This window comes from Bradyrhizobium sp. USDA 4501, from assembly GCF_054062115.1.
On sequence record NZ_JBSSEX010000001.1, the window covers coordinates 8,599,048 to 8,624,702 of the forward strand.

The 25,655-nt window shown below is 65.2% G+C and carries 30 protein-coding genes and 1 pseudogene; 22 read left to right on the forward strand and 9 right to left on the reverse strand.

Going from position 1 to position 25,655, the window contains the following annotated elements; translation table 11 throughout:
• Position 1 precedes the first annotated feature (1 nt).
• On the reverse strand, positions 2-985 hold the full coding sequence (locus tag ACVWZM_RS40095; RefSeq protein WP_456856003.1) for a Vgb family protein: 984 nt from the start codon (positions 983-985) through the stop codon (positions 2-4).
• Between the two features lie 174 nt (positions 986-1,159).
• On the opposite strand from ACVWZM_RS40095, the gene eno reads away from it, so the two are divergent.
• From eno to ACVWZM_RS40160, 13 genes are all read left to right on the forward strand, one after another.
• A complete protein-coding gene (gene eno / locus ACVWZM_RS40100) occupies positions 1,160-2,443 on the forward strand; it encodes a phosphopyruvate hydratase (RefSeq protein WP_076825508.1) in 1,284 nt (427 codons plus the stop codon).
• Positions 2,444-2,490: 47 nt separating this feature from the next.
• Positions 2,491-3,627 carry a zinc-binding dehydrogenase gene (locus ACVWZM_RS40105; protein WP_076825465.1) on the forward strand — a complete coding sequence of 379 codons (1,137 nt, stop codon included), beginning with the start codon at positions 2,491-2,493 and terminating at the stop codon, positions 3,625-3,627.
• Positions 3,628-3,795: 168 nt separating this feature from the next.
• The gene (locus ACVWZM_RS40110; RefSeq protein WP_076825467.1) at positions 3,796-4,347 is read left to right on the forward strand and encodes an NADPH-dependent FMN reductase; all 552 of its coding nucleotides are present in this window, start codon (positions 3,796-3,798) and stop codon (positions 4,345-4,347) included.
• A gap of 139 nt (positions 4,348-4,486) precedes the next feature.
• A complete protein-coding gene (locus ACVWZM_RS40115; protein ID WP_028334062.1) occupies positions 4,487-4,798 on the forward strand; it encodes an FtsB family cell division protein in 312 nt (103 codons plus the stop codon).
• A gap of 166 nt (positions 4,799-4,964) precedes the next feature.
• Positions 4,965-5,984 carry a pyruvate dehydrogenase (acetyl-transferring) E1 component subunit alpha gene (gene pdhA, locus ACVWZM_RS40120; RefSeq protein ID WP_057016533.1) on the forward strand — a complete coding sequence of 340 codons (1,020 nt, stop codon included), beginning with the start codon at positions 4,965-4,967 and terminating at the stop codon, positions 5,982-5,984.
• Positions 5,985-6,029: 45 nt separating this feature from the next.
• Positions 6,030-7,424: a pyruvate dehydrogenase complex E1 component subunit beta gene (locus ACVWZM_RS40125; RefSeq protein ID WP_076825471.1), complete on the forward strand. Its 1,395-nt coding sequence runs from the start codon at positions 6,030-6,032 to the stop codon at positions 7,422-7,424.
• Positions 7,425-7,429: 5 nt separating this feature from the next.
• On the forward strand, positions 7,430-7,735 hold the full coding sequence (locus tag ACVWZM_RS40130) for a DUF5076 domain-containing protein (RefSeq protein ID WP_018271806.1): 306 nt from the start codon (positions 7,430-7,432) through the stop codon (positions 7,733-7,735).
• A 2-nt stretch (positions 7,736-7,737) separates the two neighbouring features.
• Positions 7,738-9,108: a pyruvate dehydrogenase complex dihydrolipoamide acetyltransferase gene (locus ACVWZM_RS40135; protein ID WP_456856004.1), complete on the forward strand. Its 1,371-nt coding sequence runs from the start codon at positions 7,738-7,740 to the stop codon at positions 9,106-9,108.
• A gap of 12 nt (positions 9,109-9,120) precedes the next feature.
• The gene (locus tag ACVWZM_RS40140) at positions 9,121-9,297 is read left to right on the forward strand and encodes a hypothetical protein (protein ID WP_456856005.1); all 177 of its coding nucleotides are present in this window, start codon (positions 9,121-9,123) and stop codon (positions 9,295-9,297) included.
• Positions 9,298-9,540, forward strand: coding sequence for a hypothetical protein (locus ACVWZM_RS40145; protein ID WP_057016535.1), 243 nt, complete (start codon positions 9,298-9,300; stop codon positions 9,538-9,540). It begins immediately after the preceding gene.
• Between the two features lie 17 nt (positions 9,541-9,557).
• The gene (lpdA, locus tag ACVWZM_RS40150; RefSeq protein WP_456856007.1) at positions 9,558-10,979 is read left to right on the forward strand and encodes a dihydrolipoyl dehydrogenase; all 1,422 of its coding nucleotides are present in this window, start codon (positions 9,558-9,560) and stop codon (positions 10,977-10,979) included.
• A gap of 179 nt (positions 10,980-11,158) precedes the next feature.
• On the forward strand, positions 11,159-12,400 hold the full coding sequence (locus tag ACVWZM_RS40155; protein WP_456856008.1) for a threonine synthase: 1,242 nt from the start codon (positions 11,159-11,161) through the stop codon (positions 12,398-12,400).
• A gap of 79 nt (positions 12,401-12,479) precedes the next feature.
• Complete coding sequence (locus tag ACVWZM_RS40160; protein ID WP_456856009.1) at positions 12,480-13,448, forward strand: tripartite tricarboxylate transporter substrate binding protein BugD; 969 nt, start codon at positions 12,480-12,482, stop codon at positions 13,446-13,448.
• A 48-nt stretch (positions 13,449-13,496) separates the two neighbouring features.
• On the opposite strand, the gene ACVWZM_RS40165 is transcribed toward ACVWZM_RS40160, so the two are convergent.
• On the reverse strand, positions 13,497-15,716 hold the full coding sequence (locus tag ACVWZM_RS40165; RefSeq protein WP_456856010.1) for a lytic transglycosylase domain-containing protein: 2,220 nt from the start codon (positions 15,714-15,716) through the stop codon (positions 13,497-13,499).
• A gap of 299 nt (positions 15,717-16,015) precedes the next feature.
• On the opposite strand from ACVWZM_RS40165, the gene ACVWZM_RS40170 reads away from it, so the two are divergent.
• Positions 16,016-16,864, forward strand: coding sequence for an SMP-30/gluconolactonase/LRE family protein (locus ACVWZM_RS40170; protein WP_229159936.1), 849 nt, complete (start codon positions 16,016-16,018; stop codon positions 16,862-16,864).
• 18 nt (positions 16,865-16,882) lie between these two features.
• Here ACVWZM_RS40170 and ACVWZM_RS40175 read toward each other — a convergent pair whose 3' ends face one another.
• A complete protein-coding gene (locus tag ACVWZM_RS40175) occupies positions 16,883-17,137 on the reverse strand; it encodes a hypothetical protein (protein ID WP_456856012.1) in 255 nt (84 codons plus the stop codon).
• A gap of 27 nt (positions 17,138-17,164) precedes the next feature.
• Between ACVWZM_RS40175 and ACVWZM_RS40180 the strand changes: the two genes are divergently transcribed.
• A complete protein-coding gene (locus tag ACVWZM_RS40180) occupies positions 17,165-17,302 on the forward strand; it encodes a hypothetical protein (protein WP_156436145.1) in 138 nt (45 codons plus the stop codon).
• Between the two features lie 38 nt (positions 17,303-17,340).
• Here the strand turns inward: ACVWZM_RS40180 and ACVWZM_RS40185 are convergent, their stop codons facing one another.
• The 3 genes from ACVWZM_RS40185 to dctP are packed head-to-tail and all read right to left on the reverse strand — an operon-like array spanning position 17,341 to position 20,269.
• Positions 17,341-18,699, reverse strand: coding sequence for a TRAP transporter large permease (locus ACVWZM_RS40185; protein WP_141340612.1), 1,359 nt, complete (start codon positions 18,697-18,699; stop codon positions 17,341-17,343).
• Positions 18,696-19,250, reverse strand: a complete 555-nt coding sequence (locus tag ACVWZM_RS40190) for a TRAP transporter small permease (RefSeq protein ID WP_016842495.1) — start codon at positions 19,248-19,250, stop codon at positions 18,696-18,698. Before ACVWZM_RS40190 ends, ACVWZM_RS40185 begins: the two co-directional genes overlap by 4 nt.
• Entirely contained in the window at positions 19,247-20,269 is a 1,023-nt protein-coding gene (gene dctP, locus ACVWZM_RS40195; protein ID WP_229191491.1) for a TRAP transporter substrate-binding protein DctP, read from the reverse strand. The genes ACVWZM_RS40190 and dctP overlap by 4 nt, the downstream gene beginning before the upstream one ends.
• A 361-nt stretch (positions 20,270-20,630) precedes the next feature.
• On the opposite strand from dctP, the gene ACVWZM_RS40200 reads away from it, so the two are divergent.
• Complete coding sequence (locus ACVWZM_RS40200) at positions 20,631-20,864, forward strand: pentapeptide MXKDX repeat protein (protein WP_092083897.1); 234 nt, start codon at positions 20,631-20,633, stop codon at positions 20,862-20,864.
• Positions 20,865-20,920: 56 nt separating this feature from the next.
• On the opposite strand, the gene ACVWZM_RS40205 is transcribed toward ACVWZM_RS40200, so the two are convergent.
• Together ACVWZM_RS40205 and ACVWZM_RS40210 are read right to left on the reverse strand one after the other, a co-directional pair.
• The gene (locus ACVWZM_RS40205; RefSeq protein ID WP_057016541.1) at positions 20,921-21,277 is read right to left on the reverse strand and encodes a DUF6481 family protein; all 357 of its coding nucleotides are present in this window, start codon (positions 21,275-21,277) and stop codon (positions 20,921-20,923) included.
• Between the two features lie 208 nt (positions 21,278-21,485).
• Positions 21,486-21,710, reverse strand: coding sequence for a hypothetical protein (locus ACVWZM_RS40210; RefSeq protein WP_057016542.1), 225 nt, complete (start codon positions 21,708-21,710; stop codon positions 21,486-21,488).
• A 188-nt stretch (positions 21,711-21,898) separates the two neighbouring features.
• Here ACVWZM_RS40210 and ACVWZM_RS40215 point away from each other — a divergent pair, with 188 nt between their 5' ends.
• The 3 genes and pseudogenes from ACVWZM_RS40215 (at position 21,899) to ACVWZM_RS40225 (ending at position 23,312) form a co-directional block, all read left to right on the forward strand.
• Complete coding sequence (locus ACVWZM_RS40215; RefSeq protein WP_162832424.1) at positions 21,899-22,075, forward strand: hypothetical protein; 177 nt, start codon at positions 21,899-21,901, stop codon at positions 22,073-22,075.
• A gap of 140 nt (positions 22,076-22,215) precedes the next feature.
• Positions 22,216-22,479, forward strand: coding sequence for a hypothetical protein (locus tag ACVWZM_RS40220; RefSeq protein ID WP_456856013.1), 264 nt, complete (start codon positions 22,216-22,218; stop codon positions 22,477-22,479).
• Between the two features lie 117 nt (positions 22,480-22,596).
• Positions 22,597-23,312 (forward strand): annotated as a pseudogene (locus ACVWZM_RS40225) (IS5 family transposase).
• Positions 23,313-23,344: 32 nt separating this feature from the next.
• On the opposite strand, the gene ACVWZM_RS40230 reads toward ACVWZM_RS40225, so the two are convergent.
• Positions 23,345-23,521, reverse strand: a complete 177-nt coding sequence (locus ACVWZM_RS40230) for a hypothetical protein (RefSeq protein ID WP_166205288.1) — start codon at positions 23,519-23,521, stop codon at positions 23,345-23,347.
• Between the two features lie 208 nt (positions 23,522-23,729).
• Here ACVWZM_RS40230 and ACVWZM_RS40235 point away from each other — a divergent pair, with 208 nt between their 5' ends.
• The 3 genes from ACVWZM_RS40235 (at position 23,730) to ACVWZM_RS40245 (ending at position 25,647) form a co-directional block, all read left to right on the forward strand.
• Entirely contained in the window at positions 23,730-23,945 is a 216-nt protein-coding gene (locus ACVWZM_RS40235) for a hypothetical protein (RefSeq protein WP_026192800.1), read from the forward strand.
• A 140-nt stretch (positions 23,946-24,085) separates the two neighbouring features.
• Positions 24,086-25,000 (forward strand): 2-dehydro-3-deoxygalactonokinase, encoded by a 915-nt coding sequence (locus tag ACVWZM_RS40240; protein WP_456856846.1) that lies wholly within the window; start codon positions 24,086-24,088, stop codon positions 24,998-25,000.
• An 11-nt stretch (positions 25,001-25,011) separates the two neighbouring features.
• Positions 25,012-25,647: a 2-dehydro-3-deoxy-6-phosphogalactonate aldolase gene (locus ACVWZM_RS40245; RefSeq protein WP_076825492.1), complete on the forward strand. Its 636-nt coding sequence runs from the start codon at positions 25,012-25,014 to the stop codon at positions 25,645-25,647.
• The last annotated feature ends 8 nt before the right edge of the window (positions 25,648-25,655 follow it).

The window sequence follows — 25,655 nt, forward strand, 5'->3', positions numbered from 1 at the left end:
GCTACGCGGGCGCCGCCGTCTGGATCAGGACCAAGCGGTCTTGGCCGGATTCACAGCCCCAGACCTCGCCGGGCCGGCCATCGAGTTGCCGGACATTCGCGCCGGCGCGGTCGCTCGGAAAGGCGTTGAAGGTCGCGCCCACCGGATCGAAGCGCATGATCGCGTTGGCCGAGAAATCGGTGAGCCAGACCTTGTCCTTGTCGTCGACATAGACGGCATAGGTCCGTGGATTGCTGCCGGGCAGCTTCCAGGCCCTCCACGTCCCGTCGGCGGGATCGTGCACCGACACGTTGCCGCTGTTCCATTCGCTGACCCAGATCCGCCCCCGCGAATCCGACCACACCCATCGCGCGCCCTGTTTCGGCGTCGGCGGTTGGACCACGCTGGCGTTGCCGGTCGCAGGGTCAATCCGTGCGATATAGCTGCCGGCAAGCGAGGCGTACCAGATGTCGCCGTTTGGGGTCACGGTGATGCCGTAGGGGCCGACGCCGCGCGGTGCCTCGAACACCTTCATCTCACCGGATTTCGGATCGAGCCGGCCGTAGAAGCCGGACTGGCCGGTGAACCAGTAGACGCCGCGCTTGTCGAACACGCCGGTATTGAGATTGGCGTCAGCGGCTTTCTCAGGCAGGCGGAACAGCGTCACCTTGTGGTCGCCGGGGTCGACGCGGGCGATCGCATTCTGCCCGCCCTCGGTTACCCATGGCGCGCCGTCGGGGCCGATCGTGACGCCGTGCGGGGCCGCACCCTTGCCGAGGCTGACCAGCTTGAACGCACTGTCGCGCGGATTGAGCCGGCCCAGCGCACCGCTGCGCTGGCCCGTGAACCAGACGGTGCCATCGGGCGCCGGCGTGACATCGTGCAGGCCGGTCCCGGCGTCGACGTTGAAATATTTCACCCGGAACGGCGTCTGGGCATCCTGCGCCTGCGCTCTCTTGGTCAAAATCGCGGCAGTGGTGGAGGCGAGAAACTGGCGACGGTTCATTGCGTTATCCCGGCTTCGTGAAACAATGGGCCAGCACGCGAAGGTAATCCCCGACAGCATAAACCCACCACATTGCACCGTCAGACGGGCCGGGCGGGCGGGCCGTTCACATTTGCTTGCGCGCCGTGTATGACGCGGCGCATCAGCCAACCCCATATCGAGAAAGAGCACGTCATGACTGACATCGTCGACATCATCGGCCGCGAAATCCTTGATAGCCGCGGCAACCCCACGGTCGAGGTCGATGTGGTGCTGGAGGATGGGTCGATCGGTCGCGCGGCGGTGCCGTCGGGCGCCTCCACCGGCGCGCATGAGGCGGTGGAACTGCGCGACGGCAACAAGGCGCGCTATCTCGGCAAGGGCGTCGAGAAGGCGGTCGCCGCCATCAACGGTGAGATCTTCGAGGCGCTCAGCGACCAGGCGGTCGAGGAGCAGGTCGCGATCGACCAGATCATGATCGAGCTCGACGGGACGCCGAACAAGAGCCGGCTCGGGGCCAACGCCATCCTCGGCGTCTCGCTGGCCTGCGCCAAGGCCGCCGCCGAATCCTTCGACATGCCGCTGTATCGTTATGTCGGCGGCACCTCGGCGCGGACGCTCCCGGTGCCGATGATGAACATCATCAATGGCGGCGTGCATGCCGACAACCCGATCGACTTCCAGGAATTCATGATCCTGCCGGTCGGCGCCACGTCGTTCGCCGAGGCGCTACGTTGCGGTTCGGAAATTTTCCACACGCTGCGCGGCGAACTGAAGAAGGCCGGCCACAACACCAATGTCGGCGACGAGGGCGGCTTCGCGCCGAACCTGCCGTCGGCCGACGCCGCGCTCGAGTTCGTGATGAATGCGATCGGCAAGGCCGGCTACAAGGCGGGCGACGACGTCGTGCTCGGCCTCGACTGCGCCTCGACCGAATTCTTCAAGGAAGGCTCCTACGTCTATGGCGGCGAGAACAAGACCCGCTCGCGCTCCGAGCAGGTGAAGTATCTCGCCGATCTCGTCAGCCGCTATCCGATCGTCACCATCGAGGACGGTATGTCGGAGGACGACATGGACGGCTGGAAGGAACTGACGGATGCGATCGGCAAGAAGTGCCAGCTGGTCGGCGACGATCTGTTCGTCACCAACGTCACCCGGCTTGCCGACGGCATCAAGAACGGCCGCGCCAATTCGATCCTGGTCAAGGTCAACCAGATCGGCACGCTGACCGAGACGCTTGCGGCGATCGAGATGGCCTACAAGGCCGGCTACACCGCCGTGATGTCGCACCGCTCCGGCGAGACCGAGGACTCCACGATCGCCGATCTCGCGGTCGCCACCAATTGCGGGCAGATCAAGACCGGCTCGCTGGCGCGCTCCGACCGCACCGCCAAATACAATCAGCTGCTCCGCATCGAGCAGCAGCTCGGCACCCAGGCGAAATACGCGGGCAGGGCGGCCTTGAAGGCCTTGGCGTAGCGCCCCAGCTTGAACGTGATCCAACAAAACTCAAAAGGGAGGTCGGGATGAGCGACGGCAAGAGCGGTCTGCAGCTGCGTTCGCTGCTCAAGAAGAATGGCGAGCTCGAGATATCGCTGGTCAATGTCCCGACCCCCGAGCCCGGCCCCGACGAGGTCGTTGTCCGGGTCGAGGCGACCCCGATCAATCCCTCCGATCTCGGTCTGTTGATCGGCCCGGCCGACATGTCGGCCGCCAAGGTCTCCGGCAGCCAGGAATTGCCAGTGGTGACCGCGCGCGTGCCGGAAGCTGCGTTGCCGGGCCTCGCGGCACGGCTCGATGAGTCCATGCCGGTCGGCAATGAAGGCGCCGGCGTCGTGATCAGGACCGGTTCATCGGATGCGGCGAAAGCGCTGATGGGCCGGACGGTCGCGATGATCGGTGGCGCGATGTATGCGCAATACCGGACGCTGCGCGCCAACGAATGCCTGCCGCTGCCCGACGGCACCACGCCGGCGGAAGGCGCGTCCTGCTTCGTCAATCCGCTGACCGCGCTCGGCATGACCGAGACGATGCGGCGCGAGGGGCACAAGGCGCTGGTGCACACCGCGGCAGCGTCCAATCTCGGCCAGATGCTCAACAAGATCTGTCTCAAGGACGGCATCGGCCTCGTCAACATCGTGCGCAACAAGGAGCAGGCCGACATCCTGCACAAGATCGGCGCCAAACATGTCGTCGATTCCTCCGCGCCCGATTTCATGGACAAGCTCACCGGCGCGCTGGTCGAAACCGGCGCCACCATCGCCTTCGATGCGATCGGCGGCGGCAAGCTCGCGGGCCAGATCCTGGTCGCGATGGAGACCGCGATCAACAAGACCGCCAAGGCCTACAGCCGCTACGGCTCGAATGTGCACAAGCAGGTCTATGTCTATGGCAGCCTCGACACCCGCTCGATCGAATTGCCGCGCGGCTTCGGCATGGCCTGGGGCGTCGGCGGCTGGCTGCTGTTCCCATTCCTGATGAAGATCGGTCCGGAGGCCGGCAACAAGCTGCGCCAGCGCGTGGTGGCCGAACTGAAGACGACTTTCGCCAGTCACTACACCAAGGTGGTCTCGTTGCAGGAGACCCTGCAACTCGACAACATCGCCGTCTACAACAAGCGCGCGACCGGCGAGAAATTCCTGATCAACCCGAACAAGGGCTGAGGATCGAAACGCAGGGGCCGTCCCGATGGGGCGGCCTTTTGCTTTGCATAGACCAATTCCGCGAAACGCTGCGTTTCCGGAATTGGACGATCCATGCACTTGCATCTTTCTTGGTGCGCCGGTAGGTGAGGGGCACCAGTTTCACGCGCAATCCGAGGGGAATTTGCTATGGCCTATAACATCGTCACCATCGTCGGCAGCATCCGCAAACAGAGCTTCTCGCTCAAGATCGCCAATGCGCTGGCCAAGCTTGCACCGGCGTCGCTGAAGCTCGATGTGACGACGCTTCAGGAAATTTCCTTCTTCAACCAGGACCTCGAGGCCGCGCCGCCGGCGGACTGGCTTGCCTTCCGCGAGAAGCTGCAGAAGTCGAACGGCGTGCTGTTCGTGACCCCCGAATACAACCGCTCGATCCCGGGCGTGCTGAAGAACGCCATCGACGTCGCCTCGCGGCCCTACGGCAAGAGCTCGTTCATCGGCAAGCCGGTCGGCATCATCGGCAATTCGCCCGGACCGCTCGGCGGCGTCAGCGCGGTGAAGCACCTGCAGAACATCCTGCCCGGCATTTCCGGCCCGATCCTCGGTCAGCCGGAAGCCTATCTCAACGGCGTCGGCGATGCCTTCGACGACAACGGCGAACTGACCAAGGAGTCGCTCAAGGGTGTGCTGCAGCAGTATCTCGACGCCTTCGCGGCCTTTATCGAAAAGCAGAACCGCTGAGCAAGAGTCCCGTTCCGATCGAATCGGAACGGGCTCTGAACTTGCTTTGACGCGTTGTCTTCACGCGAACCGGCATCCACTTCGCTCGAAAACGCTCTGGTTCAGCGTTCGTTAACCCCATGGCCGCATGCTCGCGGCCATGGTTTCCCGCACACGCCTCAAATCGATTCTGACCGGGCTCGCCCTCTATACGCTGGCGGCGCTGATGGTCGGCTATTTCGGCGTCAACGCCTACACCGGCAAATACGGCTTGAACGCGCGGCAGGAGCTCGATCAGGAGATCATCGCGCTGACCTCCGAGCTGGCGCGGCTGAAGAAGGAGCGGGCCGAGGGCGAGCAGCGGGTGTCGCTGCTGCGGTCGGACCGGGTCGATCCCGACATGCTGGACGAGCGTGCGCGCTTCCAGCTCGACTACGCCAATCCGCGTGACCTCGTTCGGATCAACAAGTAACTGACGACGCGTTCTCAAATTTCAAAATCATTCGCGCGCTATCACAAAAATGTCGCGCTGCGCTGCAGTGCGGCATAGCAAAATTCCATCGGGCGAACGCAATCCTTCCAAGGCGATTTGAGTTGGGTTAGAGAGGGTTCTCCGACTTCTCTCACCCGGAATTGCCATGGCCGCACCCAAGAAAAGCGTCGCAAAAGAATCAGGGCAGGAGAAGGCCGGCTCTCCCCCCGAATTCACCAAGGAGCAGGAGCTCAAGGCACTGCGGGACATGCTCCTGATCCGGCGCTTCGAGGAGAAGGCCGGTCAACTCTACGGCATGGGTGCGATCGGCGGTTTCTGCCATCTCTATATCGGCCAGGAAGCGGTCGTGGTCGGCATGCAGATGGCGCTGAAGCCGGGCGACGAGGTCATAACCGGCTACCGGGACCACGGCCACATGCTGGCCTGCGACATGGAAGCCAAGGGCGTGATGGCCGAATTGACCGGACGCCGCGGCGGCTATTCCCGCGGCAAGGGCGGTTCCATGCACATGTTCAGCAAGGAGAAGCACTTTTATGGCGGTCACGGAATCGTGGGCGCGCAGGTCTCGCTCGGCACCGGCCTTGCGTTCGCCAACCGCTATCGCGGCAACGATAACGTCAGCGTGACCTATTTCGGCGACGGCGCGGCCAACCAGGGCCAGGTCTATGAGAGCTTCAACATGGCGGAGCTGTGGAAGCTGCCGGTGATCTACGTGATCGAAAACAATCGCTATGCGATGGGCACCTCGGTGTCGCGCGCATCGGCCCAGCAGGATTTCTCCAAGCGCGGCGCCTCCTTCAACATTCCGGGCAAGCAGGTCGACGGCATGGACGTGCGCGCCGTCAAGGCCGCCGCCGATGAGGCCGTGGCCTGGTGCCGCGGCGGCAACGGTCCGATGATTCTCGAGATGCAGACCTACCGCTACCGCGGCCACTCGATGTCCGATCCGGCCAAGTACCGCACGCGCGAGGAGGTCGAGAAGGTGCGTCACGACCAGGACCCGATCGAGCAGGTGCGCAACCGCTTGCTGGCCTCGGGCGCCAGCGAGCAGGACCTGAAGGCGATCGACGCCCAGGTGCGCGAGATCGTCAACGAGGCCGCAGACTTCGCGCAGCACGATCCGGAGCCGGATCCGGCCGAGCTCTACACCGACATCTACCGCTGACCCCACCCGCGCAGACGAATTTCAAGACCGATTTCGGGAGCCGATATGCCCATTCAAGTGCTGATGCCTGCGCTGTCGCCCACCATGGAGAAGGGCAACCTCGCCAAATGGCTGAAAAAGGAAGGCGAGACCATCAAGTCCGGTGACGTCATCGCCGAGATCGAGACCGACAAGGCGACGATGGAGGTCGAGGCAACCGACGAGGGCACGCTCGGCAAGATCCTGATTCCGGAAGGCACCGCGGACGTTGCGGTGAACACGCCGATCGCCACCATTCTCGTCGACGGCGAAAGCGCCGCCGACCTCGCCAAGGCGCCGGCGGCTCCAGCGCCGCAGCCGAAGGCCGCCGAAGCCGCGCCTGCCGAAGCCAAGGCGGAAACGCCGCAGCCCGCGGCGAAGGCACCAGCCGCGCCCGCGACCGAGTCACTGCCTGATCCGGAAATCCCTGCGGGGACCGAGATGGTCACGCAGACCATTCGCGAGGCGCTGCGCGATGCGATGGCCGAGGAGATGCGCCGCGACGGCGATGTCTTCATCATGGGCGAGGAGGTCGCGGAATATCAGGGCGCCTACAAGGTGACGCAGGGCCTGTTGCAGGAATTCGGCGCCCGCCGCGTGATCGACACGCCGATCACCGAGCACGGCTTTGCCGGCGTCGGCGTCGGCGCGGCGATGGCGGGCCTGAAGCCGATCGTCGAGTTCATGACCTTCAACTTCGCCATGCAGGCGATCGACCAGATCATCAACTCCGCCGCCAAGACGCTCTATATGTCCGGCGGCCAGATGGGATGCTCGATCGTGTTCCGCGGCCCGAACGGCGCCGCCGCGCGCGTCGCCGCGCAGCACAGCCAGGACTATGCGGCGTGGTACTCGCAGATCCCGGGCCTCAAGGTGATCGCGCCGTATTCGGCCGCCGATTACAAGGGCCTGCTCAAGGCCGCGATCCGCGATCCCAATCCGGTGATCTTCCTCGAGAACGAGGTGCTGTACGGCCACACCGGCGAGGTGCCGAAGCTGGCTGATTTCGTGGTGCCGATCGGCAAGGCGCGGATTGCCCGCGCCGGCAAGGACGTCACCATCGTCTCCTGGGCGATGGGCATGTCCTATGCGCTGAAGGCTGCCGACGAACTCGCCAAGGAAGGTATCGAGGCCGAGGTCGTCGATCTCCGCACCATCCGTCCGATGGATACCGAGACCATCATCAACTCGGTGAAGAAGACCGGCCGCGCGGTGACGGTCGAGGAGGGCTGGCAGCAGAGCGGCGTCGGCTCTGAGGTCGCCGCGCGCATCATGGAGCATGCCTTCGACTATCTCGACGCGCCGGTGGCGCGCGTCTCCGGCAAGGACGTGCCGATGCCCTATGCCGCCAACCTCGAAAAGCTCGCTCTGCCCTCCGTCGCCGAGGTGGTCGCCGCCGCCAAGGCCGTATCCTACCGGTAACGCCGATGGCCGGTCCCAAGGAGCAGCCGCTGCCGCCTGACGTGATGGGCCGCGACGACGCCATCGAGGTGCTGCGCGCCTTCGTCGTCGATGGCGGCCTGTCGATCGCGTTCCAGCGCGCTTTCGAGGAGCCGGACATGTGGGGGCTCATGCTGGTCGACATCGCCCGCCACGCGGCGCGCGCCTATGCGCGCGAGAGTGAATACACCGAGGACGAGGCGCTCGCGCGCATCGTCGAGATGTTCGAAGCCGAAATCGCCCGGCCGACCGACATGGGCCAAACCAAACCGCGGTCGCAACAAGGTCACTGACAATGCCGATCAATATTCTCATGCCCGCGCTGTCGCCGACGATGGAAAAGGGCAACCTCGCCAAGTGGCTCAAGAAAGAGGGCGACAAGGTCAAGTCCGGCGACGTGATCGCGGAGATCGAGACCGACAAGGCGACGATGGAAGTCGAGGCGGTCGACGAAGGCACGATCGCCAGGATCCTGGTGCCCGAGGGCACCCAGGACGTGCCGGTCAACGACGTCATCGCGGTCATGGCCGGCGACGGCGAGGATGTGAAGGCGGCGGCCAGCGCCGGAGCGGGCGCCGCACCTGTCGCGAAACCCGCCGAGGCGCCGAAGCCCGCCGCCCAGGCCGCGCCGGCGGCGGCTCCCGCACCGGCGGCGGCGCCTGCGCCGAAGCCGGCCGCAGCGCCAGCGCCGGCAGCGGCGCCTCAGGCTGCTGCACCGGCCGCGCAGGCTAACGGCCACGCCCGGGTGTTCTCATCGCCCCTGGCGCGCCGGCTGGCAAAGGAAGCCGGCATCGATCTTACCCGCATCACCGGCACCGGCCCGCATGGCCGGGTCATCGCGCGCGACGTCGACGAGGCCAAGTCCGGCAAGGGCCTGAAGGCGCCGGCGGCAGCGCCCGCCGCGGGACCGAGCATCGCGCCGTCAATGTCGGACAAGCAGATCCTCGCGCTGTTCGAGCCGGGCTCCTACGAGGTGGTGCCGCATGACGGCATGCGCCGCACCATCGCGCAGCGTCTCACCGCCTCGGTGCAGAACGTCCCGCACTTCTACCTCACCATCGACTGCGACATCGGCCAGCTGCTCGCCGCGCGCGAGGAGATCAACGCCGCAGCGCCGAAGGACAAGGAGAAGAAGCCGCTCTACAAGATCTCGGTCAACGACTTCGTCATCAAGGCGATGGCGGTCGCGCTGCAGAAGATTCCGAACTGCAACGTCAGCTGGACCGAAGGCGGCATGCTCAAGCACGAGCATTCCGACGTCGGCGTCGCGGTGGCGATGCCGGGCGGCCTGATCACGCCGATCATCCGCAAGGCCGAGACCAAGACACTCTCGACCATCTCCAACGAGATGAAGGATTTCGCCGCCCGCGCCCGCGCCCGCAAGCTGAAGCCGGAGGAATATCAGGGCGGCACCACCGCGGTCTCCAACCTCGGCATGTACGGCATCAACCACTTCACCGCCGTGATCAACCCGCCGCATGCCTCGATCCTCGCGGTTGGCACCTCGGAGGAACGTCCGGTGGTGCGCGGCGGCAAGATCGAGATCGCGCACATGATGAGCGTGACGTTGTCGTGCGATCACCGTGCGATCGACGGCGCGCTCGGCGCCGAGCTGATCGGTGCCTTCAAGCAGCTGATCGAAAACCCTGTGATGATGATGGTGTGACGGGCATCCGCCATGTACGCGATCGTCGGTCCGTACGTCCTGCTCGCCGCTATCGCCGTCGCGTTGCTCGTCGCGGTCAACCGCGACCTGATATCGACGATCCAGTTCAGGATCATGATGATCGGCGCCGCGGTGCTGGCGCTGGCGTGGTCCGCGTTCCTCGGTGCGGTATGGCGGGAGTACGGATGAATGGCCAGCATGGCTCGCACGCGCTGGCCCTGGATCTCGCTGTTGCTGTCGGCCGCACTGGTGCTCAATCCGGTCGGATTGGATTTTCTACACTCCGCGTTCTTCGCCGGCGAGCAGCTGGCGCGGAACATCGCCCAGCCGATCGTGCTGACGGCCCTGGCCATCATGGCCCTGGTGATCGGACTCGAATGGCTGGTCAGGTCATTGATTGCAAGAAGCCGCGCCCGCGGCGTCACACGTTGAGTTGAACGGGAGCCGCCATGGCCGACACATCCTTTGACGTCATCATCATCGGCTCCGGCCCCGGCGGCTACGTGACCGCGATCCGCGCCGCGCAGCTCGGCCTCAAGACCGCGATTGTCGAGAAATCCTATCTCGGCGGCATCTGCCTGAACTGGGGCTGCATCCCGACCAAGGCGCTGCTGCGCTCCGCCGAGATCTATCACTACATGCAGCACGCCAAGGATTACGGGCTGTCGGCCGACAACGTCTCGTTCGATCCGAAGGCGGTGGTGCAGCGCTCGCGCGGCGTCTCGAAGCGCCTCAATGACGGCGTCGGCTTCCTGATGAAGAAGAACAAGGTCACGGTGATCTGGGGCGACGCCACGATCGACGCGCCCGGCAAGATCACGGTGAAGAAGTCGGCGGTCGAGGCGCCGAAGGGCGCCAGCGGGGAGGGCACCTATCAGGCCAAGCACATCATCGTGGCGACCGGCGCGCGGCCGCGCGTGCTGCCCGGGCTCGAGCCCGACAAGAAGCTGATCTGGACCTATTTCGAGGCGATGGTGCCGGAGCGGATGCCCAAATCGCTGCTGGTGGTCGGCTCCGGCGCGATCGGCATCGAGTTCGCCTCGTTCTTCCACACCATGGGCGCCGACGTCACCGTGGTCGAGGTGCTGCCGCAGATTCTCCCGGTCGAGGATGCGGAAATCGCAGGGCTCGCCCGCAAGCGGTTTGAGAAGATGGGGATCAAGATACTCACCTCGACCAAGGTGACAAAGCTCGAGAAGAAGGCCGACAGCGTGGTTGCGACCATCGACGACGGCAAGGAGAAGCCGCAAGCGGTGGAGTTCGAGCGCGTGATTTCGGCGGTCGGCGTGGTCGGCAATATCGAGAATCTCGGGCTGGAGAAGCTTGGCGTCAAAACCGATCGCGGCTGCATCGTGATCGACGGCCTCGGCAAGACCAACGTTCCCGGCATCTATGCGATCGGCGACGTCGCGGGACCGCCGATGCTCGCGCACAAGGCCGAGCATGAGGGCGTGATCTGCATCGAGGCGATCAAGGGCCTGCATCCGCATCCGATGGACAAGCTGATGATCCCGGGCTGCACCTACTGCAACCCGCAGGTCGCCTCCGTCGGCCTCACCGAGGCCAAGGCCAAGGAAGACGGCCGCGAGATCCGGGTCGGCCGCTTCCCGTTCGTCGGCAACGGCAAGGCGATCGCGCTCGGCGAGGACCAGGGCCTCGTCAAGGTGATCTTCGATAAGAAGACCGGCCAGCTGCTCGGCGCCCACATGATCGGCGCCGAGGTCACCGAGCTGATCCAGGGCTACGTCGTGGCGATGAATCTGGAGACCACGGAAGAGGAACTGATGCACACCGTGTTCCCGCATCCGACCTTGTCGGAGATGATGAAGGAAGCGGTGCTCGACGCCTATGGGCGCGTGCTGAATATCTGAGGCCGCGGACGGCGGCCACGGTCCCGTCATCCTGAGGAGCGCGGAGCGCATCCCGAAGGATGCACGGCCCGGAGCGAGCAGCGGGGCTCGTCGCCCTTCGAGACGGCCGCTGCGCGGCCTCCTCAGGGTGACGGGTCCGACAAAACGAATTCGCAAAGAAAAAAGAAAGAGCGCATCTCGTGAAAGACAACGACAACCTCACCATCGAACGCCCGACTTTCGTCACCCATCTCGAATGCGCGATGGAGGGCGATCATTATCCCGCCGACCAGGTGCACAACCTCTCCAAGGCCGGCAAGCCGCTGCTGGTGCGCTATGACCTTGCCGGGGTGAAGAAGGCGCTGACGAAGGACGCCCTGGCGCAGCGTCCCGCCGATTTGTGGCGCTACCGCGAGCTGCTGCCGGTGCGCAAATGCAAAGATATCGTCAGCCTCGGCGAGGTCACGACACCGCTGATCCGGCTGCCGCGGCTCGGCGCCAAGCTTGGCGGCGGCGAGATCATTGTGAAAGATGAAGGCCGGCTGCCGACCGGCTCGTTCAAGGCACGCGGCCTGGTGATGGCGGTGTCGATGGGCAAGGCGCTCGGCATCAAGCACATGGCGATGCCGACCAACGGCAATGCCGGCGCGGCGCTGGCGGCCTATGCGACCTCCTGCGGCATCAAGACCACGATCTTCTGCCCGGCCGATACGCCGGAGGTGAATGTCAGCGAGATCGAGCTGCAGGGCGCCACCGTCTATCGCGTCAACGGCTATATCGATGACTGCGGCAAGATCGTCGGCGAGGGCAAGGCGAAGGTCGGCTGGTTCGATACCTCGACCCTGAAGGAGCCGTACCGGATCGAGGGCAAGAAGACGATGGGGCTTGAACTTGCCGAGCAGCTCGGCTGGGACGTGCCCGACGTGATCTTCTACCCGACCGGCGGCGGCACCGGCCTGATCGGCATGTGGAAGGCGTTCGACGAGCTCGAGAAGATCGGCTTCATCGGAAGCAAGCGCCCGCGCATGGTCGCGGTGCAGGCCTCCGGCTGCGCGCCGATGGTGCGGGCCTATGCGGCCGGCACCGAGCACGCCGCGCGCTGGGAGGACGCCCACACCATCGCCTCGGGCATCCGCGTGCCGCAGGCGATCGGCGACTTCCTCATCCTGCGCGCGGTGCGCGAGAGCAAGGGCTTTGCGATCGCCGTCGATGACGACAAGATCAGCGCCGCCCTCAATGAGGTCGCGCGCGAGGAGGGGCTGCTGCTGTGCCCCGAGGGCGCCGCGACCTATGCCGCCTACAAGGAGAGCCTCGCCGACGGCCGTGTCAGCAAGACCGACCGCGTGATGCTGTTCAACTGCGCCAGCGGCCTGAAATACCCCCTGCCGCCGATCACCCGCACGCTCGACCGGCACAAGCCGATCGACTTCTCGCAGTTCTGACGCCTCATCCGAAGGGCCATCTTGTCGAAAGGTGGCCCTTCAAAAATAATTGGAAACAAGAAAATTGAGGGAGAGCGTGATGCGGAAGCTGGTTCTGGCCGTATTGGCGATGTTCGCGTTGACGGGGACCGTTTCCGCGGAAACCTATCCCGCGCACCCGATCACCATCGTGGTGCCGTTTGCTGCCGGCGGCCCCTCGGATGCGATGGCGCGCATCCTCGGCGAACGAATGAAGCAGTCGCTCGGTGAGGTGCTGCTGATCGAGAACGTGACTGGAGCGGGCGGCTCGATCGGCGTTGGCCGCGCGGTGCGCTCGGCGCCCGACGGCTATACCATCTCGTTCGGTCATCTCGGCACCCATGTCGCCAACGGCGCGATCTACAAGCTCGGCTACGACCTCGTCACCGATCTCGAGCCGGTGGTGCTGCTGCCGAGCAACCCGATGATCATCGTCAGCAAGAACGCCGTGCCGGCGAAATCGCTGAAGGAGTTGCTGGAGTGGCTGAAGTCGCGGCCGGCGCCGCCGACCGCGGGCACCGCCGGCGCCGGCAGCGGCAGCCATATCGCCGGGCTCTATTTCGAGAACGTCTCCGGCATCAAGCTGCAATATGTACCGTATCGCGGCACCGGCCCAGCGCTGAACGACCTCGTCGCCGGCCAGATCGACATCATCGTCGACCAGACCTCGAACTCGATCAACCAGGTCCGTGCCGGCAATATCCGCGCCTATGCGGTCACCGATTCCAAGCGGGTCGCGAATGCGCCTGACGTTCCGACGGTCGACGAGGCCGGCCTGCCGGGCTTCCACATGACGCTGTGGTCCGGCCTCTGGGTGCCGAAGGGTACCCCGAAGGAGATCGTGGCCAAGCTCAACGCCGCTGCGGTCCAGGCGATGGCCGATCCGGCCGTGCAGAAGCAGCTCGAGAATTTGGGCTTGCAGATGCCGCCGAAGGATCAGCTCACGCCGGATGCGCTCGGTGCCTGGCAGAAGGCGGAAATCGCCAAATGGTGGCCGATGATCAAGGCCGCCAACGTGAAGGTGGATTGAAACTTGTCATCCCGGCCGCGCGCAATTGCGCGCTAGGCCGGGACGACGTTATTGCGACGGCATTGCCTCAGCCGGCGCCGCGTTGCTCTCCTGTGTCACGACGCGCTCGCCGTTCTTGGCCACCGCCGTGCCGGCATCCTCGAACCGCGCCTGGTAGACCGCGAAATTCTCCATCACGCGCTGCACGTAGTTGCGCGTCTCGGAGATCGGGATCCGCTCCACCCAGTCGACCGGATCGACCTTGGGATCGCGCGGGTCGCCATAGGCCTTGACCCAGTCGCGGACGCGGCCGCGACCGGCGTTGTAGCCGGCAAAGGTCATGATGTGGCAGTTGCGATATTCCGACAGCAACGCGCTGAGCTCGGCTGCGCCCATCTGGGTGTTGTAGACGGGATCGGACACCATCCGGCTCCAGTCATAGCTGACGCCGAAGCGCTTGGCGGTGTCACGGCCGGCTTCCGGCGTCACCTGCATCAGGCCGACGGCGTTGGCCGCCGACTTGTCGCGCTGGTCGAACGCGCTTTCGGTACGCGCGATCGAGTAGGTCATGCTGCGCCCGATATCGGGCGCGATCGGCGTGTGCTTGGGAATGCCGATCACCGGGAAGGCGTAATGGTCGAAGGCAAAGCCGCGCGCGAGCGCGATCTTGCCGATCTGCAGCATGGCGCGGGCATCGTTGCGGCGGCCGGTCAGCTCGCCGAGCGCTTCGAGCATCCCGACATCGGTGCTTTCCTCGGCGAGGTCGGCGGCGAAATAGAGCACGACGTCGGGCTCGCCGATCGCATAGAGCATATCGGCGGCGCGGACCCGCTCGTCGGTCGCCATGCTGCCGGCGCTGGCAGCCGGCGAGGGCGCGCGCAGCTCGACGCCACCATCACGGCCGAGCTTGGCCAGCGCGAGCTGACCGTAATAGGCCGTCGGGTAGCGCGCGGCGGCCTGGTAGTCGGCCCGCATCGCCGCGGAATTTCCGAGTGCCTCGGCGGCGCGGCCGCGCCAATAGGCGGCGCGCGCCAGCACGGTCGGGTTGGTCTGGCCCTCGTCGATATGCGCGAAGTGCGCCGCGGCGGTCTTGGCGTCGTTGAGATAACGCAGCGCGATCCAGCCGCGCATGAAGTGCATGTCGGAGCGGTAATAAGGATTGTCCGGCGCCGCCGCGGGCCGGATCACGTCATAGGCCGCCTGGTACTCGCCCTGGTCGAGCAGCTTGCGGGAGAGGATGCGGCGCTCGCGCCACCACTGGTCGGTGTCCTGCTGCGCCATCGTCTCGGGCTCAGCCGCGATCGTCACGCGCGCGGCTTCGTCGACCTTGTTCTTCGCAAGCAGCCACTGAATTCGGCACAGCGTGTAACCGAGATCGCGGCGGGCATCGGCCGGCACATCGTTGAGCGTGTCCTCTGCCTTGCTGGATTGTCCGCGGACCGCGCTGCAGGCTTTCACGATCGCCAGATCGTCGCTGCCGAGCCGCTGCGCCGCGCGCCTCGCGCCGGCGAGATCCTTGGCGCCGATCAGCTTGTCCATGCGCGCGCGATGGTCGTCGCGCGTCAGCAGGTCCTTGAACGCATCATAGGCGTCGCTCTCGGAGCGATCGGACAGCTCCTCCGAGCGCCAGGCGTCGCGGACCAGCCGGGTGGCGCCGTCGCGGTCGCCTTCGGCCAGCAGCGTGCGGGCGAGCGCGAACTTGCCCTTGGCGCTGATCGGCTGATCGAGGGTGAAGCCGTGCACCGTGGCCGGATCGCTGCGCTCCTGCCAGATCCGCGCTTCGGCGCGCTTGCGCAACAGCGTGACGCTAGGCCAATCCGGATTGGCCGTCACGAATGCCGCATAACGGCTGAACGGCGCGCTCGATTCCGAGTGGCGCAGCAGATACCACTCGACGAGTTTTCGCCCGACCGGGTCGGTGATCCTGGCCTGGATATCGGTCGCGTCGCTGGTCTTGCCTCTGCGCGCGGCGAGGATCGCGTCCCTGATCGTGGCGAGATCGCCCAACAATTGCGGCTCGGCGGGTTTCTCCGGCTCGGGCGCCTTCTCAGCGGATTTGGAAGGATCGGATTTGGCCTTCGCGGATTTACGTTTGTCGGCGCCGTGTCTGGCGTGCCGCCGCTGGCCGGAGGCACTCTCGCGCGCGGCCTTGCCGCCATGCGCCTTCTTGTCCCCGTGGCCGCTCTTGGCCTGGTGCTGGTGATGCGGCTTGGCGGTCGCCTGGACCGGAAGCAGCGCGAGCGCGGCGGCGGTGGCGAAGCACGCCAGCGGACGTAGGCAACGGTTCATTCCCTGGTCCCCCCTGAGAAACCATGAGGCACAACAGAACGCGTCATACGGCGGCACAACCGCCGCAGATTATCACTACCCTCGATTCTCGAGTCTTAATGCAGCTGCAACTCAACAGGGAAAACGCGGCAAAATATGGAATATGGCGTGTGGAACCCGCGGGAACCGGGGTTTTCACGGACGAAAATGGCGGGCAGCACCGTGCTTTGACCGGTTCCGCGTGAGTTGTATCGTCGTCGCGAGCGCACGTGGGGGCTGCCGATGTCACTGCCACATCACTTTTCTTGAGCCGGTGCGTCATGACGGCTCGCCTCAGAACGATCCTCGACGGCGGCCGCTATTTCGAAGGCCCGCGATGGCATCGCGGGCGGCTCTGGTTCGTCGATTGCATGGCGCGGGCGCTTCTGAGCATCAGCTCGTCGGGCGAGTTGCAGGAGCATGCTGCGCTGACCGACGACACGCCGTGTGGTCTCGGCGTCCTGCCTGATGGCGACATCGTCGTGCTGACGATGTTCAGGAAGCGGCTGCTGCGGTTTTCCGATGGAGCGCTGTCGCTCTATGCCGATCTCTCCGAGGTCGCGACCGGCACGATCGACGACATGATCATCGACGGGCAGGGACGCGCCTATGTCGGCGATCTCGGCTTCAACCTGCCGCCGCCGGAGCGCCGCGGTGCGGTCGGCCGGATCATCCTCGTGACGGCCGATGGCAGTGCGCGCGTCGTTGCTGAAGGCTTGCGGTTTCCCAACGGCATTGCCGTCTCCTCCGACCATCGCCGACTCGTCGTTGCCGAAATGGATGGCGCCGGTCTCGCCGAATACGACATCGCGCCGGACGGCGGCCTGAGCCTGCGCGGGCGGTTCGGCAGCATCAACGATCCCGACGGCATCTGCCTCGATGCCGACGGGGCGACCTGGGTCGCGTCCTTCACGGAAGATGCTTTTGTCCGGATCGATCGCACCGGTGTGGAGCGTAAGCGCATCACGGTGTCCGGCCGCCGCGCGCTTGCCTGCGCGCTCGGAGGCGCGGACCGCAGGACGCTGTTCTGCCTGAGCGCGGAGACGTCCTACGAGGAGCTACGCAAGGGCAGGTCCGCGTCGCGGATCGATGTGGTCGAGGTCGACTCGCCGGGTGATGGCTATCCCTGACCCGAACGCAGGCGCGTCTCACTTCTTCTTTTTCTTCTCTTTCCTCTTCAGGATATCGGCCTGACTCCTGAAGGCGCGGGCGAGGGAGCGCATCTGGTTGGCGACAAGTGCGTCGGCCGTCGTCAATGCAACTCGCTCCGCGGTCTGCGCCTGCCTGCGAGTTGCCTTGGCCATTTTCATGAAGGAATCGCGTCGCGTCGCTCTGGTTCCTGCACCGGCCACGGCGGCTTGAAGCCATCTCGCGGCCTTGAGTTTCGTTCTTGTTTCGTTCATATTGGCGCGCTCCGGGGGAGTGCTGCCATGGACGCCGAGCGAGACCGCGAAATCATCAGGCTGTGGAACGAGCTCCGCCGGCTGCAGCGCGAGGGGCGTCCGACGGCGGTGCTGGTCCGCCGGATCGAGAGGGCGCTCGCGGAACGCGAGCAGGAGGCTGCCTGAAACTACGGTCTGCCGCGTCCTCGCTGCGCGCAAGCGGTCTAGCGCCCGCCGTCCGGCCCCATGATCAGATTCGGCAGCCAGGTCGATATCTCCGGAAAGAAGCAGAGCAACAGCACTGCGAACATCATCAGCAGCACGAATGGCAGCGTGCCCCAGATCACCTCGCTCAAGGGGATGTCGGGCGCGACGTTGCGGATGACGAAGATGTTGAGGCCGACCGGCGGATGGATCAGGCCCATCTCCATCACGATCGTCATGACGACGCCGAACCAGATGATATCGAACTCGGCCGCCCGCAGTGGCGGCAGGATGATCGGCGCGGTCATTAGGATGATCGAGACCGGCGGCAGGAAGAAGCCGAGCACGATCACCATCACGAGGATCGCAAACAACAGCTCCCAGCGCGGCAGGTGCATGGCGACGATCGCTTCCGCGGCCGACTGCGAGATGTGCAGGTAGCTCATCACATAGGAGTAGAGCAATGACATGCCGATGATCAGCATCAGCATGGTGGACTCGCGGATGGTCGATTTCAGGATCGGCGACAGGTCGCTGGGCGTCCACACGCTGTAGATCACGGCGATCAGCCCGAGCGCCAGGAGGCCGCCGAGGCCGGCGGTTTCCGATGGCGTGGCGTAGCCGCCATAGAGCGCGATCATCACGCCGGTCAGCAGCAGCACGAACGGGATCACGCGCGGCAGCGCGCTGAAGCGCTCGGCCATGGTGAATTCGTCATGCTGCAGGATCGCCGCGTCCTTGCCGGTCGCGTCATAGACGGCGCGGGCCATGGCGTATTCCTTGCGGAAGCGGAACACCGCGTAGAAACCGAACAGCGTCACCAGCAGCAGGCCGGGGCCGATGCCGGCGAGAAACAGCCGTCCCAGCGATTTCTCGGCTGCGACGGCGAACAGGATCATCGTGATCGAGGGCGGCAGCAGGATGCCGAGCGTGCCGCCGGCGGCGATGATGCCCGCGGCAAAGCCGCCGGAATAGCCGCGCTTGCGCATCTCCGGGATGCCGGCCGAACCGATCGCCGAGCAGGTCGCCGGCGAGGAGCCGGCCATCGCCGCGAACAGGGCGCAGGCGAACACGTTGGCGACGCCGAGGCCGCCGGGCACGCGGTGCAGCCAGGCGTGCAGCGCCGAATAGAGGTCCTGGCCGGCTCGCGATTTGCCGATCGCCGCGCCCTTCAGGATGAACAGCGGGATCGACAGCAGCGTGATCGAGGCCATCTCCTCGTAGACGTTCTGCGTCACCGTATCGAGCGAGGCCGCCGGCATGAAGATCGCCATGAACACGACCGCGACGGCACCGAGCGCGAACGCGATCGGCATACCGGAGAACATCGCAAACAGGGTGGCAAGTCCGTAGGAGATACCAATACCAAACACGGTCATCGGCGCGCGCCACCCGTCAGTGGAATGATGATTTGCAGGAGGATTTGCACGCAGAGCAGCGTCATGCCCAGCGCCATCAGCACGTAGGGGATGGCGAGCGGCGGCGACCACATCGAGTTGGACACCTGGCCGTCGACATAGGCTTCATGCGCCAGGGTCCAGGATTTCCAGGCGAAGAAGGCGCAGAACGCGAAGCTCGCGACGTCGACCAGCCACAGCCGGATGGCGTTGGCGCGCGCCGAGAGCAGCCCGACGAACGCCTCGATGCTGACATGGCCGCGCTGGCTCTGCACATAGGCCGAGGTCATGAAGGTGGCGCCGACCAGGAGGAAGACGGCCGCCTCGTCCTGCCAGTAGTTCGGGCTGTGGAACAGGGCGCGGCCGAGCACGCTGTAGCTCAGGATCACGCAGGCCGCGACCAGAGCGAGCGCGGCGAACACCACGATGATGTTGTTGCAGATGGACAGCGCGCGCCCAAGCAAGGCCACGGGCGTGTTGCCCGCGGCGATGCTTGCGGTTTCGGCCTGATCCGCGACCGGACCATGCATCATGCGGCGACGTCGCTAGCGAGCTTCAGCAGGTTGGCGGCGGTGGCGGTCTTGGCGCCGTAGTCCTTCCACGCGGTGTCGCGCGCGATGTCGCGCCACTTGCCGACAATGGTTGCATCGAGCGCGCTGACCTTGGCGCCGGCCTTCTCATAGACCTTGGCGACTTCGGTATCGTCGTCCTGCGCCCCCTTGCGGCCAAACGCCTCGAGCTCGGTGCCGACGGCAAGGATGATGTCCTGCTGGTTTTTCGGCAGCTTGTCGAAGATCGCCTTCGACATCATCAACGGCTCCAGCATGAACCAGTAGGAGGCGCCGGCGCCCGAGGTCAGCGACTTCGCGACCTCCTCGAGGCGGAACGAGATCAGGCTGGTGGAGGAGGTGATGCCGGCGTCGCAGGCGCCGGTCTGCATCGCGGCGTAGAGCTCGTTGGACGGCACCGACAGCACGGCGGCGCCGGCGGTCTGCAGCACCATGTCCATCTCGCGCGAGCCGCCGCGCACCTTGAGGCCCTTGGCATCTTCAGGCGCCACGATCGCCTTGGAGCGGCTGGCGACGCCGCCGGCCTGCCAGACCCAGGAGATCAGCAGAATGCCCTTGTCGGCGAGGAAGTCGCTCAAGGCCTTGCCGACCGGCTCCTTCTTCCAGCGCAGGCCCTGGTCGTAGGTGGTGACGAGGCCCGGCATCAGGCCGATATTGGTCTCCGGCAATTCGCCGCCGGCATAGGGCATCGGATACAGGCTGAGGTCGAGCGCGCCCTTGCGCATCGCCGAGAACTGCGCGTTGGTCTTGATCAGCGACGAGTTCGGATAGACCTCGGCGGTCAAATCGCCGCCCGAGCGCTTGGCGACCTCGGCCGCGAACATCCTGCACAGCCGGTCGCGGAAGTCGCCCTTGTCGATGGTGCCGCCGGGGAACTGGTGCGAGATCTTCAGCGTGGTCGCGGCATGCGCGGTCCCGATGCCCATCCGCAGGACGGCGGGTGCGGCGAGGGCGGAAGCGAGGACGTGGCGGCGTGTGAGCATTGTTCTCCCCTGAGAGCTTCTTGAGTGGCTGTTAGGCCGGCGCGGAGCTTTAGTTTAGCCGGTCTTCGCGTGAATATTCTCTAGTCTGATAGTTCGAGGCGCCCTGATAGTGCGAGCCGATACGCGGCTGCAAGTCCTGACGTTCAAGTCCTGACGTTCAAGCCTTGCCGTTGTTGCGATGCACACTGATGCGCGGTGACGCCGCGTCGTCACGCAACCGTCGCGCGACCAGCCGCCGGGCGACCGCAGCCGTGCTGCTTCAAGAATTCGTTATTGGAGGTAACGACGGCCGGCGCAAGTGCGTCGAGTAGAGAGCGGCAAGTCGTCGCGCTCACATTCGACCACACAAGGGATCATCACCATGACCACCAAGACCCGCCTCGGCCTTTCCGCCGCGCTGCTCTCGTTCAGCCTGGCGCTGGCGCCCGCCGCCTTCGCTCAGGACAAGATGGGCAAGGATGACGCGATGAAAAAGGAAGACTCGATGTCCAAGGATGCCATGAAGAAGGACGGTGGCATGATGAAGAAGGACGACGCCATGAAGAAGGACGGCGGCGCGATGATGAAGAAAGACGACGGCATGAAGAAGAACTGACTGCCGTCATCGCCCGCTATCCGCAGGCCCGCCGCTCTGGCGGGCCTGGTTGCGCCTTAGCGCTTCTTCTTGCCGCGCTCCTTGCGTGCCGCGTAGCGGGCATCGCGCTTGGCCTTCTGCTCGGCGAGCAGCGCCTCCTCGCGGGCGGCTTCCTCTTCCTTCTCGCGGGCAATGCGGGCGGCCTCGGCGGCGGCGGCCTCTTCCTCGCGGCGCTTCTGCTCGGCCTTTTCGGCCTCACGGGCCTCCTTGGCCTTGGTGCGGCGTTCGGCGATCGCCGCGCGCTCCTCGGCACGTGCCTTCACAGCGGGATCGTCAGCTCCCGGCTGGGCGCGAAACTTGTTGAGGAGGTTTTGCCGCGCCTGCAGGGCCGCTTTCTGGCGGTCGGCAAAACCCGGTTCCTTGAAGCCACTCATAGAGGAAGCCTTGCTGCTTTCTGTTCGGGTGATGGATGGGGTTGGTTCGGCGTTTCAATAAGTGAATGGCGACGAAATTGCCAGTGGTGAACGGAGGGCTGTGGAGCAAGGGAGATATGAGCCAGCGTCAAGCAGCCATCGTTCGCCCCGCGGACGCGTGGTGAGTGGCTGGTCACCAAGGGCTGTTGAACAAGGGCTGTTGAAAAGTTCAGCCGCGCTGGAGGTGCTCGCGTCGTCCGTTACCCAGGACTTTGGCGACCGTCTCGGCGGTCATCGCGCTCCGGTCCGAGGCGCGCTGGGCTTCCAGCCTGTCGCGCGCCCTTTCGACGATCAGTAGGCTGATCAGCCGCTGCCTGCTGCTCTCATCGACAGCCTCCGAGAGCAACTGCCTGTAACGCTGATAGTCATACGTCGTCGCTTCTTGTTCGCTCATCGGCACGCCCCGCACACGCGCTCCACTTCAGCGAGTAGTCTTTCGCGAGTCGCCCCTGGCGCGCAACGGAATTGCGGTGCCGACGGCCGCGGCCGTGCATTTCGTTGTGCGACTGTTGCAGAATTGATCCCACGCAACCATGCAAAGGGTCATGATGCGGACCATGGCAACCGGGAACCGAAGCGGGCATGAGCGAATCCGACGACGGAGGCAGCAGAAGGGGCGCGCTGATCGGACTGCTGGTCGCGGCGGTCATGCTCGCGGTCGGCCTCTGGCTCGCGCATGACCTGACGGCGGCGAGCAAGATGCAGGACTGCCTGATGTCGGGCCGGACCAACTGTAATGTGATCGAGCCGGCGCGCTGACCCCGTCTTGCGGCAGTGCAATATCGATCCCACATCAACCCCAAAGACTCGGGCTGAACTGTTTGATCCCGGTTGTGATTCCGATCGCACGCGGACAGGCGGGCTGCCTCGACTCCTGGAGATCGGCGGGAACCAAGGCCATGATGTCCAAGCTGTGGTCCGGAAAGGGCGCGGCGCTGGCTGCCGCAGGCGCGGCGGGTGCCGTTTTGGTGGCGTATCTATCCCTGACACTGGCGTCGCCCGAGCCGGTGTCCAATGCGGCGCTCGGGCCGGAATGGCAATGCAGCCGGGTTGCTTTCGTGCTGACCACCTGCACCAGGGGGACCGAGGCTGAGGCCAAGCCGCAGGGCGAGGTCAGAGCGATCCCGGTGCGGGCGAAGGACGATTGTCCGCCAGAACTCTAGGTGGTGTGGACTCTAAGGATTCCCTTTTGAGAGCAAATCAGATTCAAGGCTTCTTTTTGGGAGGCGGCCTTGGGTGTGATGGAGCGTTTGGTGTTGAGCGACGCGGCCTGGGAGCGCATGGCGCCGCTGATCATAGGCCGGCCCGATCAGAAGGGCTCGACCGGGCGGGACAACCGGATGTTCGTGGAAGGTGTGCTTTGGATCGTGCGTACGGGCTCTCCTTGGCGTGATCTTCCGGAGGCTTTTGGAGATTGGAACAGCGTGTTCCGGCGGTTCAGTCGATGGAGCCGCAAGGGTGTCTGGTGCCGCATCTTCGAGGCGATGTCCGAGGATCCGGACTTCGAATATCTGATCGTCGATTCCACCATTGTCCGGGCGCATCAGCACGCCGCCGGGGCGAAAAAAGGGGGTCTGAAGATCAAGCGATCGGGCGCTCGCGCGGCGGCCTGAGCACGAAGATACATATGGCCGTACGCGGCTTGGGATGCCCCGTGCGGTTCACGCTCACCGCGGGCCAGAAGGGCGATGCACCACAAGCCGCTGCATTAATCGAGGGGCTGCCCGCCGAGGTCGTCATCGCCGATACGGCTTATGACGCCGATCGTTTGCGCCAAGACATCGCCGCCAAAAAGGCGCTCGCCGTCATCCCCAACAACCCCTCGCGAGCCCTCAAATATCCGCTCGACAAACATCTCTATGCCCAGCGCCATCTCGTGGAATGCTGCTTCAGCAAGCTCAAGCAGTTCCGACGCGTCGCAACCCGCTTCGAAAAGACCGCCCGGAATTACCGGGCCGTCGTCACTCTCGCTGCCATCGTCCTATGGCTGCGATAAGTGTCCACACCACCTAGCGGCCGTATTTCAAGTCATTTCTTGGTGGTACTGCGCGGCTTGATCGACAGGCCGAGGCGCATCGCCATCTTCTTGATCCGCTCCGGCGAGCGGCCGGTCGCCTTGACGACCTCCTCCAGCGACTTCGAGGAGCGTGCCAGTTCCATCAGTCGTCGGTCCTCCTTGAACGACCACCGCGGCTTTCGGGCCATCTTGTTGGTTTCCTTGTGCATTGCTGGGCAACAAAGCCGCCAGGCGGGGTCGCCTGACGGCCTTGCCGGTGTGGGCCCGGACCTTGGGGAAATGTCCGGTGGATAAGCAATACTGCTTCCGAATAAGGCCGCAATTGAAACCGGAATTTAACCTAACCCATCAAGGTTACTTGCAACGTTACTCGGATACGGCGTGGCAGGAGGCCTTATGCGCAAGGTCGCCATTTTGAGTGCCGCAGCATTTTTACTGTCCGGTTGCTGGTCCGACCCGGAGGTTACGGGATCGACCAACAGCTGTGCGGCCAATCTTTACAGTCAGTACAATCCCAAGGTCATGGATCAGTGCGTCAACGCCTGCATCAAATGTGACCGCGGCAACGTGACGACCTGCACGACCTCCTGCACGCTGAAGGGCGCGCGGTAATCGATCCGCGCGTCCGATGCCAGCGAGGCCTCGTGGCGTCATGCCACCGAGCCGCCTTGCGTGGCGCGATGATCGCCTTTATCGCGTCTGGCAGCGGCGCCGTCGGCGCGCGGGACACTGAGAGCGTGGAACAGGGCGCGATGAGCGGGCTTTCCTATGTCGCGGTCGACTGGGGCACCAGCAGCTTCCGGCTCTGGCTGACGGGCGCCGGTGGCAAGGTGCTCGGTGAGCGCCGCAGCGATGAAGGCATGACCGCGGCAGCCAGGACCGGCTTTGCGGCCGTGCTGCAATCGCATCTCGATGCGCTGGGTGTGCCGGCCGACCTGCCGGTCGTGATCTGCGGCATGGCGGGCGCGCGGCAGGGCTGGGTCGAGGCCGGCTATATCGATACGCCGGCGCATCTGTCGGACATCCTCAAGGGCGCTGTCGTGGTCAGCGGGCAGACGCGCGAGATCCGTATCCTGCCCGGGATCGCGCAGCGTGATGCCGCCGCGCCGGACGTCATGCGCGGCGAGGAGACCCAGCTGCTCGGGGCGCTCGGCTTGAATGCGCCGGGCGAGGCGCTCGTCTGCATGCCGGGAACGCATTCCAAATGGGTGAGGGTCCGCGGCGGAACGGTCGAACGCTTTGCGACCTTCATGACCGGAGAGCTGTTCAGCGCGGTCGCGCGCGACACCATCCTGTCGCACGCCGTCGCCGGCGCCGAGGAAGCGGTTGACGGCGATGCGTTCCGCGCGGCGGTCGCGGCGGCATTCGCGGCGCCGGCGCTAGCGGCCAATCTGCTGTTTCGCGTGCGATCGCGGCAGCTGCTGTTCGGCGGCAACGCACAGGCCGCGCGCGAGACGATCTCGGGCACGGTGATCGGCGTCGAACTCGCGGCGGGCCTTGCGGAGCGGGAGCAGGGAGCGCCGGTTACGCTGCTTGCCTCGGGCCGGTTGCAGCGGCTCTATCAGATGGCGCTCGAATGCCTTTCGATTCCGCTCAATGTTATGGATGCGGAGGAGGCGGTTCGCCGTGGCCTCGCCGGCGCGGCGGCGGCGATCTGGAAGAACTGAGGGATCAACGCATGAGTATTCCGTTTCCGCCGATGAATCGGCCGCTGGTCGCGATCCTGCGCGGCGTCAAGCCGGACGAGGTGCTGGGCATCGTCGGCGCGTTGCTCGACGCCGGCATGACCGCGATCGAGATTCCGCTGAACTCGCCAGAGCCGTTCCGCTCGATCGAGATCGCGGCGAAGCGCGCGCCGGCCGATGTTCTGATCGGCGCGGGCACGGTGCTGACTGCAGCCGACGTCGATCGCCTGCACGACGTTGGCGGCCGCCTCATGGTGTCGCCGAATGTCGATGTCGAGGTGCTGGCGCGTGCAAGGGACCACGCGATGATCACGATGCCCGGCGTGTTCTCGCCGACGGAAGCGCTGCTCGCCGCGCGCGCGGGGGCATCTAGCCTGAAATTCTTTCCGGCCAGCGTGCTCGGCGCCGCCGGCATCACCGCGATCCGCGCCGTGCTGCCGCCGGACGTGATGATCGCCGCGGTCGGCGGCGTCTCGGACCAGAATTTCGCCGAGTATGTGAAGGCAGGCATTCGCGCCTTCGGTCTCGGCAGCAGCCTTTACAAGCCGGGCATGACGGCCGCGGATATTGCGGTCAGGGCAAGGCTGACGATCGAGGCCTATGACAAGGCCGTGCAGGATACCGGCTAGGCTCGGCG

Coding starts and splice junctions, on each gene's coding strand:
- ACVWZM_RS40095 (WP_456856003.1), bottom strand. CDS start 985: ATGAACCGTCGCCAGTTTCTCGCCTCCACCACTGCCGCGATTTTGACC.
- eno (WP_076825508.1), top strand. CDS start 1,160: ATGACTGACATCGTCGACATCATCGGCCGCGAAATCCTTGATAGCCGC.
- ACVWZM_RS40105 (WP_076825465.1), top strand. CDS start 2,491: ATGAGCGACGGCAAGAGCGGTCTGCAGCTGCGTTCGCTGCTCAAGAAG.
- ACVWZM_RS40110 (WP_076825467.1), top strand. CDS start 3,796: ATGGCCTATAACATCGTCACCATCGTCGGCAGCATCCGCAAACAGAGC.
- ACVWZM_RS40115 (WP_028334062.1), top strand. CDS start 4,487: ATGGTTTCCCGCACACGCCTCAAATCGATTCTGACCGGGCTCGCCCTC.
- pdhA (WP_057016533.1), top strand. CDS start 4,965: ATGGCCGCACCCAAGAAAAGCGTCGCAAAAGAATCAGGGCAGGAGAAG.
- ACVWZM_RS40125 (WP_076825471.1), top strand. CDS start 6,030: ATGCCCATTCAAGTGCTGATGCCTGCGCTGTCGCCCACCATGGAGAAG.
- ACVWZM_RS40130 (WP_018271806.1), top strand. CDS start 7,430: ATGGCCGGTCCCAAGGAGCAGCCGCTGCCGCCTGACGTGATGGGCCGC.
- ACVWZM_RS40135 (WP_456856004.1), top strand. CDS start 7,738: ATGCCGATCAATATTCTCATGCCCGCGCTGTCGCCGACGATGGAAAAG.
- ACVWZM_RS40140 (WP_456856005.1), top strand. CDS start 9,121: ATGTACGCGATCGTCGGTCCGTACGTCCTGCTCGCCGCTATCGCCGTC.
- ACVWZM_RS40145 (WP_057016535.1), top strand. CDS start 9,298: ATGGCCAGCATGGCTCGCACGCGCTGGCCCTGGATCTCGCTGTTGCTG.
- lpdA (WP_456856007.1), top strand. CDS start 9,558: ATGGCCGACACATCCTTTGACGTCATCATCATCGGCTCCGGCCCCGGC.
- ACVWZM_RS40160 (WP_456856009.1), top strand. CDS start 12,480: ATGCGGAAGCTGGTTCTGGCCGTATTGGCGATGTTCGCGTTGACGGGG.
- ACVWZM_RS40165 (WP_456856010.1), bottom strand. CDS start 15,716: ATGAACCGTTGCCTACGTCCGCTGGCGTGCTTCGCCACCGCCGCCGCG.
- ACVWZM_RS40170 (WP_229159936.1), top strand. CDS start 16,016: ATGACGGCTCGCCTCAGAACGATCCTCGACGGCGGCCGCTATTTCGAA.
- ACVWZM_RS40175 (WP_456856012.1), bottom strand. CDS start 17,137: ATGAACGAAACAAGAACGAAACTCAAGGCCGCGAGATGGCTTCAAGCC.
- ACVWZM_RS40180 (WP_156436145.1), top strand. CDS start 17,165: ATGGACGCCGAGCGAGACCGCGAAATCATCAGGCTGTGGAACGAGCTC.
- ACVWZM_RS40185 (WP_141340612.1), bottom strand. CDS start 18,699: ATGACCGTGTTTGGTATTGGTATCTCCTACGGACTTGCCACCCTGTTT.
- ACVWZM_RS40190 (WP_016842495.1), bottom strand. CDS start 19,250: ATGATGCATGGTCCGGTCGCGGATCAGGCCGAAACCGCAAGCATCGCC.
- dctP (WP_229191491.1), bottom strand. CDS start 20,269: ATGCTCACACGCCGCCACGTCCTCGCTTCCGCCCTCGCCGCACCCGCC.
- ACVWZM_RS40200 (WP_092083897.1), top strand. CDS start 20,631: ATGACCACCAAGACCCGCCTCGGCCTTTCCGCCGCGCTGCTCTCGTTC.
- ACVWZM_RS40205 (WP_057016541.1), bottom strand. CDS start 21,277: ATGAGTGGCTTCAAGGAACCGGGTTTTGCCGACCGCCAGAAAGCGGCC.
- ACVWZM_RS40210 (WP_057016542.1), bottom strand. CDS start 21,710: ATGAGCGAACAAGAAGCGACGACGTATGACTATCAGCGTTACAGGCAG.
- ACVWZM_RS40215 (WP_162832424.1), top strand. CDS start 21,899: ATGAGCGAATCCGACGACGGAGGCAGCAGAAGGGGCGCGCTGATCGGA.
- ACVWZM_RS40220 (WP_456856013.1), top strand. CDS start 22,216: ATGATGTCCAAGCTGTGGTCCGGAAAGGGCGCGGCGCTGGCTGCCGCA.
- ACVWZM_RS40230 (WP_166205288.1), bottom strand. CDS start 23,521: ATGGCCCGAAAGCCGCGGTGGTCGTTCAAGGAGGACCGACGACTGATG.
- ACVWZM_RS40235 (WP_026192800.1), top strand. CDS start 23,730: ATGCGCAAGGTCGCCATTTTGAGTGCCGCAGCATTTTTACTGTCCGGT.
- ACVWZM_RS40240 (WP_456856846.1), top strand. CDS start 24,086: ATGAGCGGGCTTTCCTATGTCGCGGTCGACTGGGGCACCAGCAGCTTC.
- ACVWZM_RS40245 (WP_076825492.1), top strand. CDS start 25,012: ATGAGTATTCCGTTTCCGCCGATGAATCGGCCGCTGGTCGCGATCCTG.